Source organism: Paracidovorax avenae ATCC 19860 (assembly GCF_000176855.2).
In the GTDB taxonomy this organism is placed as follows: domain Bacteria; phylum Pseudomonadota; class Gammaproteobacteria; order Burkholderiales; family Burkholderiaceae_C; genus Paracidovorax; species Paracidovorax avenae.
This window is the reverse complement of sequence record NC_015138.1, coordinates 4,500,800-4,515,497: the sequence shown is the minus strand read 5'-3', so window position 1 is coordinate 4,515,497 and position 14,698 is coordinate 4,500,800. Positions and strand designations below refer to the sequence as shown.

The window sequence follows — 14,698 nt, the reverse complement described above, 5'->3', positions numbered from 1 at the left end:
CGCCCCGTTGGCTGCTCCCGGCATGGAAAGAACGGCGACGCGAAGCTTCAGGGCCAGCCGTCATCGTTTCACGACTGCGGCGAGATGGTCGAGGGCGCCCAGTTGCTTCAGCCAGACGGACAGCTGGTTGTAGCAATGGAACGCCTCCACCTTGCCGTCCCGGAGGCGGAACACGTCGCAGCAGGGTACGTCGAAGGTGCGGCCCGTTGCCGGCAGGACGCCTTCACTGGTCATGAAATCACCTTGGTGCGTGCCTTGCAGCTTGAGTTCGACGATCACCGCGTCGCCTGCCGTATAGAACCGCAGCAGTTCGCGGTGCATGTCGGGGAAGGCTGCCGAGATGGCATGGATCAGCTGGGCCACATCCCGACCGTACAGCCGCATTCCGGAGGATTCGTCCTGAAAGAAGCCGTCGGCATGGAACAGGTCGGCGAATTTTTCTGCGTCGCGGCCAGTGCCTTCCGCCAGCGCATAGAGTTGCCTGATGATGTCTTCGTTGGTTGCCATATGGATGTCGTACAGGAGGTTGCTACGGCATGCCGGCCCGGGATGTCTCGGCATTCCCGCGCCCGGATGCGTCGGTGAGCGAATGACGTGAGGGGAATTTTGCATTTCTCACCCCTTCGGTTTGTGAGAGCGATTCACAAGAAGGTGCCCGAAAAAAGCGGTGCCTTCGCCAGATTCCGAATGCTTGCCGTGGTGGCCCGGTCCGCAGGCCACCTACCGGATGAGGGGGCTCTCCGCTGCGTCACGCCCCCAGCAGCTTCTCCAGCGCCTCCACCCGGTGCCGCCGCGGGACCGTGATGGCATAGAAGCTCTCGGTCAGTTCGCTCGACTGGCCGGCGATCACCAGCAGCCCGCTTTTCAGCTCGTCCTGCACCACCACCTCGGACAGCAGTGACAGCCAGCCGCTGTCGCGGGCGATCAGGCGCAGCAGGGCCATGTCGTCCACTTCGGCGCGCAGGCGCGGCGCCACGCCGGCCGAAGCGCACAGCGCATCGAAGGGCCCGCGCACGGCATGGCGGGGGCCGGGCAGGGCGATGTCCATGCCATGCAGGTCCTGCGGCACACGCAGGCCTCCGGCCGGCCAGCGGTGGGCCGGGCCCACGATCGAGATGGCCTGGCTGGCCAGGAAGCGGCAGTGCAGCGGCCGGCCCGGATCGGCCGGCACGCTCTGGTTGGTCAGCACGACATCCAACTGGTGCTCGAGCAGCCTTTGCAGCAGGTCGTCCAGCAGGCCCGATTCGAGGGTCAGCACCACGTCGGGGTCGGCCAGCAGGGGGCGCAGCAGGTTCTCCTGGTAGTTGCGCGACATGGTGGCGACCGCGCCCACGCGCAGCCGGGTCATCCCCTGGCTGCGGCCCTGCAGCCGCCCCAGCAGCTCCTGGCCCAGGCCGAAGATGTCCTCGGCATACGACAGCACCACCTGCCCCGCCTCGGTCAGCACCATGCGCCGGTTCTCGCGCGTGAAGAGCTGCTCGCCCAGCCGCTCTTCCAACTGGCGGATCTGCGCGGAGAGCGCCGACTGCGAGGCATGCACCTCCTCGGCCGCCCGCGTCAGGTGGCCCAGCTTGGCCACCCGCCAGAAGTAGAAGAGGTGGTGAAAGTTGAGCTGCTCCAGGCGCATTGTTCTGTTTAAAAGATCAATATGTTTCTTTTAATGAATTTTACAGAACATGTGCGGATGGCCACCATGGCGATCCATGCAATACCTCGACTTTTTCCTCTCCACCGCCGCGCTGCTGCCCGCGGCGCTGATGCTGTGCGCCGCGGCCGGGCTGTCGCTTCACCGGGGTGCGGTGCGCCCTGCCTGGGTTGCGCTGCATGCGGCGTCTGCACTGGGCTTGGTGGCCGCGGTGGCCGGCTTGATCTCCGGAGCCTCTGCACCGCTCGCCCCCTGGCTGCGCCCGACGCTGCCGGGCATTGCCGTCGCGGTGCTGGTGCAGGCGCTGGGCGGGGTGGTGGGCGTGTTCTCGGCCCGCTACCTGGACGGCGAGCCGCGCCAGGTCCGCTACGCCGCTGCCCTGGCCGCGGTACTGGGTGGCGTGCAGGTGCTGCTGCTGGCCGACCACTGGGCCGTGCTGATAGCCGCCTGGGCCGGCATCGGCCTGGCGCTGGAGCGGCTGCTGTGCTTCTACGCCGACCGCCCGTTCGCACTGCTGGCCGCGCACAAGAAGCGGGTGGCTGACCGGGCGGCCGATGGGCTGCTGGTCGCTGCCGCGGCGCTGAGCTGGCATGCGGTGGGCAGCGGCTCGCTGAGTGACTTGGCGGCCCATGTGCAGGCCGCGGGCCTGTCCGTCCCGCTGCAGGTGGCCGCCGTGCTGCTGGTGGCCGCCGTCGTGCTGCGCACCGCGCTGATGCCGGTGCACGGCTGGCTGATCCAGGTGATGGAGGCGCCCACGCCGGTGTCGGCACTGCTGCATGCGGGTGTCGTGAACCTGGGGGGCGTGGTGCTGATCCGCTGCGCGCCGCTGCTGGAACACGCCATGCCGGCGCGCACCATCCTCGTCGCGCTGGGCCTGCTGACGGCCCTGGGCGCCGGCCTGGTGATGCTGACCCGCATCAGCATCAAGGTGCGGCTGGCCTGGAGCACCGTGGCGCAGATGGGCTTCATGCTGGTGGAGTGCGGCCTGGGCCTCTACACCCTCGCTGCGCTGCACCTGCTGGGCCATTCCATCTACAAGGCGCATGCCTTCCTGGCCGCGTCCGACGTGGTGCGGCAGACCCGGGCGCGTGCGCTGCGGCCGCCGCAGTTGCCGGCCCGCGCCAGCCTGCTGACCGCACCGCTGCTGGCCGGTGCGGTCGTGGCGGCGGTGGGCGGCGGCTGGCCGCTGTGGTGGACGGGCGTGATGGCGCTGGCCTGGGCGCCGCTGCTGTGGGCATCGGGGCCGCGGCAGTTGCTTACCGGCCTGGCCGCCACGGCGGTGCTGACGGCCGTGGCCCGCGCGGCCCACGCGCTGCCGCTGGGCCTGCACGACGCGCCGCAGGGCGCACTGGGATGCCTGGCGCTGGCCGGCATGGCCGCGCTCTACGCCGTGCTCGTCGCGCTGCAGATGCACCCGCAGGCACTGCTCACCGCGCGCCGCTGGAGCTACGCCGGCTTCTATCTCGACGAGTTCTACACCCGCTGGAGCCTGCGCCTGTGGCCGCGCCGCTGGACGCCCACGCCGGCCACACCGCCTGCATCCCGCCCCGCCACGATCTGACAGAGAAAGAAAAAGACCATGCACGCCGACACCCTCGAACACGACGCCCTGGCCCGGGCCGCGGCGCCCACCCGCATCCAGGCCGCCTGCGCCCGGGCCTGCAGCGCGATCGCCCCCGCCTGGCCGCTGGACCGCGCCATCGCCGTCAACCCGCACTGGCAGCGCACGGGCCAGCCGCTGCGCCGCGTCGCCGCGCGCATGGCGCTGCTGGGCGGCATCCAGGTGTTCCCGCCGCGCGAGCGCCAGGCAGAGGCCTGGTACGGTGGCCGTATCTCTCCGGAGGATCTGGCCCTGGCGTTGCAGCAGCTGCCGGATGCGCTGGGTCTGGGCGCAGATGATTGCGTCGCCGCGCTGGACCGCTCCGACGGGCTGCAGCCCCTGCCGCTGCTGATCGACGTGCTGGACAACGATCCCGCCCGCGATGCGCGCCTGACCTGGCGCCAGGCCATCACCCACCAGGTCAGCCAGACCTGTGCCGCTTTCTTCGACCGGGCCCAGGCCGACTGGCAGCCCGAGCGCGGGCCGGGTCTCTACGCCTTCTGGCGCGACACGCTGACGCATGACCACGGCATCGGCACGCTGATGGGGCTGCCCGGCCTGCACCGCGGCCTGCAGGCCCTGCCGGCGACGCGCGAGGACGCCGAGGCCTGGGCGATGCACCACCTGCAACTGCCCGATGGCGCCTGGGCCGACTACCTGGAGGCGGTGCTGCTCACCGTCAACGGCTGGGCCTCGTGGTGCGCGTACCTGGCCTGGCAGGCGCCCGAAGGTGCGCCGGAGCGCGGGCACCTGCGCGACCTGCTGGCCATCCGGCTGGCATGGGGCGCCGTGCTGCTGGAGTGCAAGGACGACGCCGCCGCGCGCCAGGCCTTCGCCGCACTCCAGGCCGAGTGGCGCCGCGCTCCCGAGCGGCTGCGGCAGGCCGAGCAGGCGCTGGTCGTCGACGAGGCCTGGCAGCTCGCGCTGGAGCTGGGCTACCAGCGCGAACTGGCCGGGCGGCTGGCCCGGGCGCCCGGGTTCCGGCCTGCCGAGCCGGAGGCGCAGGCCGTGTTCTGCATCGACGTGCGCAGCGAACCGCTGCGCCGCGCGCTGGAAGCCACCGCACCGACGCTGCAGACGCTGGGCTTCGCGGGGTTTTTCGGGGTGCCGGCGGCTTACACGCCGCTGGGCACCACGGCGCGCCGGCCCCAGCTGCCGGGTCTGCTGCCGCCTGCGATGGAGGTGACCGACCAGCTGCCCGACCCCGGCGCCGCCGTCACCGCCCGCCACCGCCGCCTGGCCTGGGCGGCGCAGTGGGAATCCACCACGCGCTGGCCCGGCGCGGCCTTCTCCTTTGTCGAGGCGCTGGGGGCCGGCTACCTCGGCAAGCTGGGCGGCTGGCTGTGGCCGCGCGAGCAGGCCCGCGACAGCGGCGACCAGGAGGGCCTGCCGGCGCGCTACCGCCCCGTCTGCCGGCCCATGCTGAGCGGCCTGTCGCTGCAGGAGCGCGCTGCGCTTGCCGCGCGTGTGCTCAAGGGTCTTGGCCTGGCTCGCGGCGCTGCACCGCTGGTGATGCTGGTGGGCCATGGCAGCCAGTCGGCCAACAACGCCCAGGCCGCCGCGCTGGACTGCGGCGCCTGCTGCGGCCAGACCGGCGAGGTCAATGCGCGTGCCCTGGCGCTGCTGCTGAACGATGCCGGGGTGCGCGCCGCGCTGCCGGGGCTGGGCATCGCGCTGCCCGAGGCCACGCGCTTCGTCGCCGCGCTGCACAACACGACGACCGACGAGATCGAGGGCTTCGACCTCGACCTGTTGCCGCCCGAGGCGCGTGCGCGCTGGGAGCGCTGGCAGCCGGTGTTCGCCACCGCGGGCGACCGCGTGCGCCGCGAACGCGCCCCCTCGCTGGCCATGGATCCGCATGCCGCGGCCGGCGAGCTGCTGTCCGCGCTGCGCCGCCGCGCCAACGACGGCGCCCAGACCCGGCCCGAATGGGGCCTGGCCGGCAATGCCGCCTTCGTCATCGCGCCGCGCTCGCGAACCTGGGGAACGGACCTGGGCGGACGTGCCTTCCTGCACGACTACGACCCGGCCCAGGACGCCGACGGCAGCCTGCTGGAACAGCTGATGACGGCGCCCATGCTCGTCACGCACTGGATCAACTGGCAGTACCACGCCTCCACCTGCGACCCCGGGCGCCTGGGCAGTGGCAACAAGCTGCTGCACAACGTGGTGGGCGGGCACATCGGCGTGTTCGAGGGCAACGGCGGCGACCTGCGCATCGGCCTGTCGCGCCAGTCGCTGCACGACGGGCAGCGCTGGGTGCACGAGCCGCTGCGGCTGACGGTGGTCATCGACGCGCCCGCGGCGGCCATCGAGTCGGTCATCGCCCGGCATGCGGTGTTGCAGCAGTTGCTGGGCAACGGGTGGCTGCACCTGTGGCGCTTCGGGGAGGCGGGGCTGGAGCGGCGCGAGGGAGGCGACTGGTTCGCCGTGGGCATGGGGCCGTCCGGGGCGTGAGCCGGGATTGCCGAGCGCGGCAGGCGGCGGCGGATGACACGCCATGGGACGGCTCCGGTGGACAATGGCGCCCATCCATGCTCACCATCCACGCCGACACCTCGCACGTCATCCAGCTCGCGGTGGGGCCTGCCTTCATGCTGGCCGCCATCGGCAGCACGCTGACCGTGCTCACCAACCGCCTGGCCCGCATCAATGACCGCACCATCAAGCGCCGGGACGACCAGGAGCATGCGCCCACCGAGGCCAGCCCGGCGCTGCAGCAGGAGCTGCAGGCGCTCAACCGCCGCGCGAAGGTGGTGAATGCCGCCATCACGGTCGCTGCGGCCTGCGCGATCCTGGTGTGCTTCCTGATCGTATCGCTGTTCGTGGGCAACGAACTGGGCATCGCGTTCGACCGGCCGGTGGCCGGCCTGTTCGTGCTGGCCATGCTGGGGCTGGTGGCCACCTATACGCTCATGCTGGTGGAGATCTACCTGGCGCAGCACAGCATCAACCCGACCTGACGATGCAGGTCCCTCATTCCCGGGAGCCCGGATGTCCAGGCTGATGACTTTCCTCTCCGTGGCCGGCGTGCTGGCCGCGCTGTACTTCGCCTACCGGTACGGCGCCTTCTGACCGGCAGGCAGTGCGTCAGGCCGCGTGCGCGCGCAGCCAGGCGACGATATCGGCGGTCACTTCGTCGCGGTTGGTTTCGTTCAGGAGTTCATGGCGGCCGGCCGGGTAGAGCTTCACGGTCACGTCGGCGATGCCCGCGTCCCGGTAGCGCTGGCCCAGGATCTTCAGCCGCTCGCCGCCGCCAGCGAGCGGATCCGCGTCGCCGGACGCGATGAGGATGGGCAGGTCGCCGCGAATGCCTGCCAGACGGGCCGGATCGGCGAGACTTGAGGCCGGCGCCATCAAGGCCGGGAACACGTCGGGGGGAACGTCCCATCCGCACCAGGGGTTGGCGACATAGGCATCCACCTCGGCGGCATCGCGCGACAGCCATTCGTAACCCGTGCGGTGCGCGAAGCCCGCATTCAGCGCCGCCAGGCCTGCGGGGGCGCCCGGCGGCGGATTCGCCAGGTCGGCGGCGAACAGGTCCAGCGCGGTCGATCCGGACAGGACCACGCCGGACCACGTCGCTGAATGGTCGAGGAGGGCTGCCTGCGCGGCGAAGGAGCCCATCGAGTGGGCGAAGAGGAAGAGCGGAAGCTGCCCGTGCCGGGCCCGCAGCAGGGCGCCGAACTGGGCCACGTCGGCGATCAGGCCGCCAAAGCCCGCCTTGCCGAAATCGCCCATGCGCCCATCCGCGGTGCGCCCGTGGCCGCGGTGGTCTACCGCGTGGACCAGGAACCCGGCAGCGTTCAGCGCCCTGGCGAAGCGGTCGTAGCGCTCGCCGTGCTCGGCGAGCCCGTGGGCGATCTGCACCACGCCCGTGGGTGTGCCGGGCACGTCGGCCCAGGTGTACGTCGCGACGGGGGTGCCGTCCGCATCGGAAGGGAAGGATGAGGGGGTCGTGCTCATCGTTTCATTCTCACATGGCGGTGGCCTGCCTTGCAGTCGCCAGCGCGATCTGCGGTCCGGCGCCATACCCGTGGGCCGCGAGGCCTGTACCGGTGTCCAGCCGGAAGACGCCGGCCATCCCGGCCAGTGCCACGGCGTCGTCCTTCATGGCCGATGCGGCAGCGGCGGCTTCCTCGACCAGGGCGGCATTCTTCTGCGTCACGCCGTCGATCGACTGGATGGAGGCGCTCACCTGGAGCATGCCCGTGGCCTGTTGCTCGGTGGATGCGCCGATGTCGGCGATGAGGCGCGCCACGGTCTCGACGCTGCCGACGACCTGGCCGATGGTGCCGCCGGCCTCCTGTACCAACGCAGTGCCCAGCGCGACCTTGTCCACGGAGTCCGTGATGAGGGCCTTGATCTCGCGCGAGGCGCCGGCCGAGCGCTGGGCGAGGTTGCGCACCTCCGCCGCGACGACGGCGAACCCCCGGCCCTGTTCCCCTGCGCGCGCCGCCTCGACGGCAGCGTTGAGTGCCAGGATGTTCGTCTGGAAGGCGATGCCGTCGATGACACCGATGATGCTGGCGATGCGCTGCGAGGCGCCGTGGATCGCCTCCATGGTTTCGATGACACGGGACACGGCCTGCCCGCTGCGGGCTGCGATGCCGCTCGCGGAGGCTGCCGCGCGGGTGGCCTCGCGGGCGCTGTCGGCATTGCGCTGGATGGTGGCGGAGATCTGTTCGGCTGCCGCGGCCGTCTCCTCCACCGAGGCAGCCTGCCGCTCCGTGCGGACCGACAGGTCCGAATTGCCGGAGGCGATTTCGGAGGACGCCTGGGAGATGCCGCGGGCGCTCGACTGGATGCCGGCGATCAACCGGCGCAGGTTGGCGTTCATCTGGCCCAGCGAGGACACGAGCCGGCCGACCTCGTCCCGGGATGTCGGCTCGATCGTGCCGGTGAGGTCGCCCCGTGCCACGCGCTCGGCCACGCCGAGGGCCTGGTTCAGGGGCCGGACGATGGAGCGGGTGAGCAGTCCGGCCACGAGGACTGCGAACACCATGGCAGCGGCTTCCAGCGCGAGCAGCAGCCGCATGCTGCGCCGTGTGGTGCTTTCGATGCCGGCCTGTATCGCGTCGATCTGCGCGCGCTGGACCGCCACCAGTTCCTGCATCAGCGCCTGGAAGGTCCGGGAAATGGGCAGGTACTCCTCCTGCAGCAGGCGCAGGGCTTCGTCGGCGCGGCCCCGGACCTTCAGTTCGTTCACGCGGTCCCGCGACTGCAGGTAGCGCACGCGCTGGAGATCGATCTTCTCGAAGAGCGCACGTTCCTCCGGCGTTTCCAGCAGGGAGCGGATTTTTTCCTGCAGGTCCCCCGAGCGCCTGGGGCCGTCGGTGGCGAGGAAGGCGGCCAGCGCGGGATCGCTGCTGCGTGCGATGGCCGTCGTGCGCATGATGCCGGAGTCGATGGCGCGGTACCAGTCGCTGCAGAGGCGCTCCTTCATGAGGGGTTTCTGCATCATGGCGGCCGAGGCGTCGCTCAGGGTCTTGAGGTTCCACAGCGAGATTCCCACGATGAGGCAGGACAGGGCGATGACGGTCGCGAAACCCAGTCGAAGGCGGCTGCCGATATTGAAGCGTGCAAACATGTGTCGATCCTCTGGAAAGGGGCGCGGGCCTAGCGCCGCAGTTTTCCGTGCTGGCCCACCACGGCGATGTCCACGTAGCTGGAGCCGGAGTGGCTGGTGGGAGAGAACGCGATGGCGAAGCCCCCGAGATCGGTGTCCCCGAGGTTTTCCAGCGCACGGCGCAGCCGTGCAGGCGTGGGATCCGGGCCGGCGCGGGCCAGGCCTTCCACGAGCACCCGGGCGGCGATGCAGCCTTCGACCATGTCGGCGTTCAGCGGTGGTGCAGCGTCGCCGCGCTGGCGCAGGCTATCCTGCAGGTCGCGCACCAGGCGCGAGGTCCTGCGGGCCGGGTCCGGCACGACCTGGGCGATGCCCAGGCCATGGGCCTGCGGGGCGCCGATGCGCCGCACGACGGCCTCCGCGTCGGCCACGGACAGCGCGATGACGAAAGCCGGGCTTCCGGCCTGCCGCATACGCCGGTAGAACTCCGCGGTGGCGTCGCTGGTGGCCACGGCGATGACCGCATCGGGAGCGGCCCGGGAGAGCACGGAGACCGCTTCCTGCACATCGGTGGTGCCGTACGCATAGTCCGCCGAGCCGGCGAGGCGCAGCCCGTGGGCCTGGATTTCCTCACGGGCCCGGGCCATGCCTTCCGCTCCGAAGGCGCTGCGCTCATGGAAGACGGCGACGGACCGCCTGCCCACGGTGGCGAGATGGTCGCAGATGCGCTTCATTTCCCGGGCGTAGCTGGCGCGCGTGTGGAAGATCCACGGGTTGACGGACTGGTGGAGCGAAGCCGCCCCGGTACGCGCTCCCACCAGGGGGATGCCGGCCTTGCCGAGCACATCCGCCCGGACCAGGGCCTCCAGCGGAGCCGTGCCGCTGATGCCCACCAGCGCCGTGGGGCGGTATTCCTCGATGGCTTCGCGGGTCCGGCGGACCGTGTCGGGGCCGTCGGGGCCCCGGTCTTTCAGGACGAGCCGCAGCCGCGCTCCCAGTACGCCGCCGCGGGCATTCACTTCGTCGAGGCAGATCCGCACTCCCGCCTGGATCTGGCTGGCCGTGGAGTGCGGGTCCCTGAACTGGCCGACGCCCGCGACGACGATGTCGTTCGGCCCCGCGCCGGCCGCGGAGGCCGGCATCGCCGGGAGCGCGGCCATCGCCAGGATCGCCGCTGCGTGGATGAAAGGGTTTGCCATGCTGACCTGCCCGGAGCACCGTTGTCAGAAGTTGTGCTGGATGCCGATGCCCAGGGCACGCACCACGTCGTTGGGGGCGCGGTTGTTCGGGTCGGTCCGGTCGAGGAAGGCATACAGGCTGGTGCGCTTGCTCAGGTTGTGCAGGTAGCCCACCTGGAACCGGCGCAGCTGCGCATCGCGGTCCGTCTGCACGTCTTTGGTCATGTAGTTGCCGACGATCTTTCCGCTGCCCACGTCCCAGGAGGCGCCGACGTAGCGGACATCGGTCTTGCTGCGGGACGTGGGGCCGCCCTGGGTGTTGTCCCGGTTGAACAGCACCCATGCGCGGACGGCGCCGAAATCGTAGGAGGCGACGGCCATCCATTTGTCCTTGACGTCGTTCACCGCCGCTCCGCCGCGCTTGCGGTTCTGCCCGTAGCCCAGGCCCAGGCCCAGCGGGCCGCTGCCCTCGCCATAGCTGAGCGATACATCGGCCTGCCGGTAGTCGCTTTCGAAGCGCACGGGGCCGCTGGCGGTTTCCGCGAGGCCGTCGCCATTGAGGTAATAGCCGGCGCGGAAGACGAAGTTGTTGACGATCGGACTGGCGTAGCCGATGGCGTTCGATTCGCGCGTGCGGGCGTTGAGGATCGATGTGCCGACGGCGGTGGCCCCCGCATCGTGGATGACGAACTCGGTGTGCCGCGTGACCAGCGCGTAGAGCGGCGTCCGGGTGGGAGCCGCGGAGTCGAGGCGCCCCATAGCGACCGTGCCGAAAGAGCCGCCCAGGCCCACGTAGGAGTTGCGGAAGGCGGGGGAGGAGAGGCCTCCCGTATCCGAGGAGACCCCCAGTTCCAGGCCGAAGAGCGCCTTCAGCCCGTCGCCGAGGTCTTCCGAACCGCGCAGGCCCAGGCGCGACGCGTTGCTGGTCATCTGGGTCGTTGAGGTCGGGCCGGTCTTGACGCTGTCGATGCTGGTGTCGATCCTGCCGTAGATCGTCACTGCCGATTGCGCTCCTGCCGTGAGTGGAAGCGCTGCGCAGGCGGCCAGGGCCGCCAGGTATGCCGAGGTTCGTTTCATGAGGTGTCGCTCCTGTGGGGTGGAAAAATGGGTGGGGAAATGGGCGCAGGCGGTCCCTGCCGCCCGCGCTCCGGGCGCGGGCGGTCAATTGCTGGAAAGGGAAGGGGAAGGGGCGGTGTGCTCAGCCGCTCGGCGGGGTCGGCGCGAGCAGCGGCTCCAGGGCCTGCGGATCCGCCACGTACAGCGTCACGCTGGAAGGGTGGGACGGCGACAGGTGCAGGGTGTTGAGGGCCACGCGCTTTTCGCGGGCTTCGGCGGCGGATTCACCGCTGTTGGGATTGACGTCGTACTTGGGGAAGTTGCTGCTGGCGATGTCGAGCCGGATGCGGTGCCCCTTGCGGAAGAGGTTGCCGGTGGCGAACGGCTCGATGGTGATCCCATACACCTTGTGCGGCTCGAGCGGGCTGGGCCGTTCCCAGGACGCGTGGAAACGGCAGCGGAAGATGCCGTCCGTGAGGTTCAGGGCATAGCCTTCGGGGTAGTCGGCATTGGCCGGGTGCACGTCGATCAGCTTCGCGGTGAAGTCGGTGTCGGGGCAGTCGGACGAGATGAACAGCCGCACGGTCACCGGTCCGATGACGGCGAGGTCCTGTTCCAGCGGCGGGGTCTGGAACACCACCACGTCATCGCGCGAGGCCAGTGGCAGGCCCGGCTCCTGCACGCCGAAGAAGCGAGGATCCTCGCGCTGGTCGAAACCGCCGCCCGAGAACACGGGCTGGCCTGAAGTCAGTGATCCTCCGATGGTGGGCACGGGCCGGCGCGGGTCCGACTGGTAGCGCACGCATGCTCCCTCCGTGGTGGGCGGCTCCCGGTCGAGGCGGCCGTCGGCATGCAGGTAGTAGGCGGTGGCCTGCGCCTGCGGCACCGGCCAGGCGTCCGCGCGCACCCAGGCGCCGCCGTGATCGATGCGGCCGTGGGCATCGCGCCTTCCGCTGCCGCCGCCCATCAGGAAGAGCCGCGCGGCCGGGTCCTGGCGGCCCTCCTGCGGCAGGTCCTGCAGCCAGTGCTGGAACCATTGCAGGCGGAACGCCAGCCAGTCGGTGGCGACGTTGCCGTCCAGGGCGGCACGCGGGCCGAATTCCGCGTCGCCGCTGTGCGTGGTGTTGCGGTCCCCGTGCAGCCAGGGGCCGAGGATCAGATGCACCGGTGACCGGCGGCCGGTGGCGAGGCCCGCATGGTTTTCCAGCGTGGTGCGCACGTAGGCGTCGTACCAGCTGGACATGAGCACCACGGGGATGTCCGGGATGGCGTCGTAGTAGCCCTTGGCATAGATGCCCAGGCGGCGCCAGGAGGCATCGAAGGTGTCCGCGCGCCATTGCTCGAACAGGTAGTCCTCGTACTCGGGCACGGCGGACAGCGGCGAGTGTCCCGGCCGCCAGGGCATGCGGGCGAACCACTGGCGGATGTCCTGGGCCTCCAGCGCTGCGCGCACCACCGGGTCCTGCTGCGCGGCCGGGCTCAGCTTGGCCTGCTTGAAGGCCCATGTGGCCTGCTTGAGCTCGAAGGCCCCGGACTGCCGGATGCCGCACTGGTAGCCGTCGGAGAACCCGCCCGAATCCAGCACCATGCAGGCCAGGCCCGGCGGATTCATGCAGGCGAGCGCCATCTGCGTGTGGGCGGCATAGGACAGGCCCATGGTCCCGACCCTGCCGTTGCACCAGGGCTGCGCCAGGATCCAGGCGAGCGTGTCGAAGCCGTCCGGGCCTTCGGCGAGGTACTTGGTGAACTGGCCTTCGGAGGCGTAGCGGCCGCGGCAGTCCTGGTAGACCACGGCGAACCCGTGGCCGGCGAAGTAGCGGGCCACTTCGGGGCGGGGAACGCCGGTGCGGTCGCCGATCTTCTCCGCGCGGGAGATGCCCGACTTGTCGTAGGGTGTGCGCTCCAGGATGACGGGCAGCGGCGCATCGATGCCGGGACGGTATCCGGCGGGCAGGTGCACGTCCGTGGCCAGGCGGACTCCGTCGCGCATGGGCACCATCCGGTCCTGCAGAACGTCGGCGGGGCGCACGGGGGCCGCCGTGGTGTCGGGCTGGTTCATGGGGTTTCCTGGATGTAGGGCATGGAGGTGCGCTCGGCCTTGTTGGCGCGGATGGAGATGCCGTCGCGCGCGGCCCAGAAGACCACGGGGAAATACAGCGGCACGATGCCCACGTCGTTGAAGCCGGCTTCGGCGGCCTCGCGCAGCAGCGCGTCCCGCCGGCCCGGATCGAATTCGACGGCGGCCTGGGCCAGCAGGCGGTCCAGGGCAGGGTTGGAATAGCGCGACCGGTTGAAGGCGCCGGTGCCCGCTGCCTTGTCGTAGCTCGCCAGCACGTTCAAGAGCCCGTTGGCCGAGTCGCCGGTGGTGTTGCCGTAGGAAAAGACGAAGGCGCTGTACTGCTGCCTGGCGCTGGCCCCGGCATACACGTTGTAGGGCTGGGTGACCACGCCATTGATGCGCAGTCCGCCGCGCGCCATCATCTGGGCCAGGGCCTGGGCGAGGTCGCTGTCGCTGGCGAACCGATCGTTGGATGAATGGATGGTGAGCCCGAACCCCTGCGGATAGCCCGCCTCGGCCAGCAAGGCCCGCGCACCGGGCAGGTCGTAGGCGGGCGCCGGCAGCGCGGGCGTGTACCCGCCCAGGCCCTCGGGCACCATCTGGCCGGCAGGCACGCCGGCGCCGCTGAGCAGGCGCGCGGTGATCGGCTCGCGCATGAACATCTTCGAGATGGCCCGCCGAACGCGCACGTCCTTGAGTGGATTGGCGTCCATCGGGCGGCCGTGCGCGTCGGTGACGTAGGGGCTGGCATCGCGTGCGGAATCCAGCGCCAGGTAGATCAGGCGCGCCGACGGCGAGCTGAAGAGGCTGATCCCGGGCCGGCTCCGGAGGCTCTTCGCGTCGGTAGGAGGTACGCTGTCGATCAGGTCCACGGAGCCCGAAAGCAGGGCCGAGATGCGTGCCGCATCGTTGGAGATGTAGCGGATCAGCACGCGGTCGAAATCCGGACGCCGGCCCCAGTAGTGCGCATTGCGCTCGAGTTCCAGGCTGTCGCCGGGCTGCCAGCGCTTGAAGCGATAGGGACCGGTGCCGACCGTGGCCGCGCCGGAATTAAAATCCTCCGAGCGCTTTCCCTGGGCCGCATGGCGCGAGACGATGTAGACCAGGCCGATCTGCTCCATCAGGTCGGGCGTGGGGGCCTTGGTGCGGATGCGCAGCGTGAGCGCGTCCACGGCCTGGATGCTGGCGATGGAGCGCACGGCACCGGTAAAGGGCGCCGGGCTGTTGGGCACCCGGGGAGCGCGTTCCAGCGAGAAGACCACGTCATCGGCGGTGAAGGGTGTGCCATCGTGGAACTGCACGCCGGGCCGCAGCCGGATTTCCCAGAGCGTGGGTTCCAGCACGCGCCAGGAGACCGCCAGGCCGGGGCGGGACTGCATGTTCTCGTCGCTGGAGACCAGGCGCTCGAAGATGTTCTCGGCCGCGGCCTGGTTGTTGCCGGTGCGGGAGAACAGCGGGTCCATGGACGAGGGTTCGCTCGAATGTCCGATGGTCAGCAGCGGCCGCGCGAAGGCGGCGGGCACCGGCAGCAGGGCCAGTGCCAGGGCGGCGGCCAGCGTGCGGCGCGTCAGGAAGAAGAGGGATCGCATGG

General features: G+C 70.5%; 11 protein-coding genes. 3 read left to right on the top strand and 8 right to left on the bottom strand.

Annotated elements, in window-relative coordinates; all coding sequences use genetic code 11:
- Positions 1 to 60: 60 nt before the first annotated feature.
- Both ACAV_RS19555 and ACAV_RS19550 read right to left on the bottom strand, forming a co-directional pair.
- Entirely contained in the window at positions 61 to 507 is a 447-nt protein-coding gene (locus ACAV_RS19555; protein WP_013596309.1) for an ester cyclase, read from the bottom strand.
- Positions 508 to 748: 241 nt separating this feature from the next.
- Positions 749 to 1,627, bottom strand: coding sequence for a LysR family transcriptional regulator (locus ACAV_RS19550; protein ID WP_013596308.1), 879 nt, complete (start codon positions 1,625 to 1,627; stop codon positions 749 to 751).
- A 76-nt stretch (positions 1,628 to 1,703) separates the two neighbouring features.
- Between ACAV_RS19550 and ACAV_RS19545 the strand changes: the two genes are divergently transcribed.
- The 3 genes from ACAV_RS19545 (at position 1,704) to ACAV_RS19535 (ending at position 6,208) form a co-directional block, all read left to right on the top strand.
- Positions 1,704 to 3,206, top strand: coding sequence for an NADH-quinone oxidoreductase subunit L (locus tag ACAV_RS19545; RefSeq protein ID WP_013596307.1), 1,503 nt, complete (start codon positions 1,704 to 1,706; stop codon positions 3,204 to 3,206).
- Positions 3,207 to 3,224: 18 nt separating this feature from the next.
- Positions 3,225 to 5,702: a YbcC family protein gene (locus ACAV_RS19540; protein ID WP_013596306.1), complete on the top strand. Its 2,478-nt coding sequence runs from the start codon at positions 3,225 to 3,227 to the stop codon at positions 5,700 to 5,702.
- 77 nt (positions 5,703 to 5,779) lie between these two features.
- Positions 5,780 to 6,208, top strand: coding sequence for a DUF2721 domain-containing protein (locus ACAV_RS19535; RefSeq protein ID WP_013596305.1), 429 nt, complete (start codon positions 5,780 to 5,782; stop codon positions 6,206 to 6,208).
- A gap of 127 nt (positions 6,209 to 6,335) precedes the next feature.
- On the opposite strand, the gene ACAV_RS19530 is transcribed toward ACAV_RS19535, so the two are convergent.
- The 6 genes from ACAV_RS19530 to ACAV_RS19505 form a co-directional block, all read right to left on the bottom strand.
- Complete coding sequence (locus ACAV_RS19530) at positions 6,336 to 7,211, bottom strand: alpha/beta fold hydrolase (protein WP_013596304.1); 876 nt, start codon at positions 7,209 to 7,211, stop codon at positions 6,336 to 6,338.
- Between the two features lie 10 nt (positions 7,212 to 7,221).
- A complete protein-coding gene (locus ACAV_RS19525; RefSeq protein ID WP_013596303.1) occupies positions 7,222 to 8,835 on the bottom strand; it encodes a methyl-accepting chemotaxis protein in 1,614 nt (537 codons plus the stop codon).
- Between the two features lie 29 nt (positions 8,836 to 8,864).
- Positions 8,865 to 10,013, bottom strand: a complete 1,149-nt coding sequence (locus ACAV_RS19520; protein WP_013596302.1) for an ABC transporter substrate-binding protein — start codon at positions 10,011 to 10,013, stop codon at positions 8,865 to 8,867.
- Positions 10,014 to 10,037: 24 nt separating this feature from the next.
- Positions 10,038 to 11,069 carry a porin gene (locus tag ACAV_RS19515; RefSeq protein ID WP_013596301.1) on the bottom strand — a complete coding sequence of 344 codons (1,032 nt, stop codon included), beginning with the start codon at positions 11,067 to 11,069 and terminating at the stop codon, positions 10,038 to 10,040.
- Between the two features lie 121 nt (positions 11,070 to 11,190).
- Positions 11,191 to 13,107 (bottom strand): CocE/NonD family hydrolase, encoded by a 1,917-nt coding sequence (locus tag ACAV_RS19510; RefSeq protein ID WP_013596300.1) that lies wholly within the window; start codon positions 13,105 to 13,107, stop codon positions 11,191 to 11,193.
- Entirely contained in the window at positions 13,104 to 14,696 is a 1,593-nt protein-coding gene (locus ACAV_RS19505; protein WP_013596299.1) for an ABC transporter substrate-binding protein, read from the bottom strand. Before ACAV_RS19505 ends, ACAV_RS19510 begins: the two co-directional genes overlap by 4 nt.
- Positions 14,697 to 14,698 lie beyond the last annotated feature (2 nt).

Excerpts from the sequence above, each read along its gene's own strand:
- ACAV_RS19555 (WP_013596309.1), bottom strand. The coding sequence starts at position 507 with ATGGCAACCAACGAAGACATCATCAGGCAACTCTATGCGCTGGCGGAA.
- ACAV_RS19550 (WP_013596308.1), bottom strand. The coding sequence starts at position 1,627 with ATGCGCCTGGAGCAGCTCAACTTTCACCACCTCTTCTACTTCTGGCGG.
- ACAV_RS19545 (WP_013596307.1), top strand. The coding sequence starts at position 1,704 with ATGCAATACCTCGACTTTTTCCTCTCCACCGCCGCGCTGCTGCCCGCG.
- ACAV_RS19540 (WP_013596306.1), top strand. The coding sequence starts at position 3,225 with ATGCACGCCGACACCCTCGAACACGACGCCCTGGCCCGGGCCGCGGCG.
- ACAV_RS19535 (WP_013596305.1), top strand. The coding sequence starts at position 5,780 with ATGCTCACCATCCACGCCGACACCTCGCACGTCATCCAGCTCGCGGTG.
- ACAV_RS19530 (WP_013596304.1), bottom strand. The coding sequence starts at position 7,211 with ATGAGCACGACCCCCTCATCCTTCCCTTCCGATGCGGACGGCACCCCC.
- ACAV_RS19525 (WP_013596303.1), bottom strand. The coding sequence starts at position 8,835 with ATGTTTGCACGCTTCAATATCGGCAGCCGCCTTCGACTGGGTTTCGCG.
- ACAV_RS19520 (WP_013596302.1), bottom strand. The coding sequence starts at position 10,013 with ATGGCAAACCCTTTCATCCACGCAGCGGCGATCCTGGCGATGGCCGCG.
- ACAV_RS19515 (WP_013596301.1), bottom strand. The coding sequence starts at position 11,069 with ATGAAACGAACCTCGGCATACCTGGCGGCCCTGGCCGCCTGCGCAGCG.
- ACAV_RS19510 (WP_013596300.1), bottom strand. The coding sequence starts at position 13,107 with ATGAACCAGCCCGACACCACGGCGGCCCCCGTGCGCCCCGCCGACGTT.
- ACAV_RS19505 (WP_013596299.1), bottom strand. The coding sequence starts at position 14,696 with ATGCGATCCCTCTTCTTCCTGACGCGCCGCACGCTGGCCGCCGCCCTG.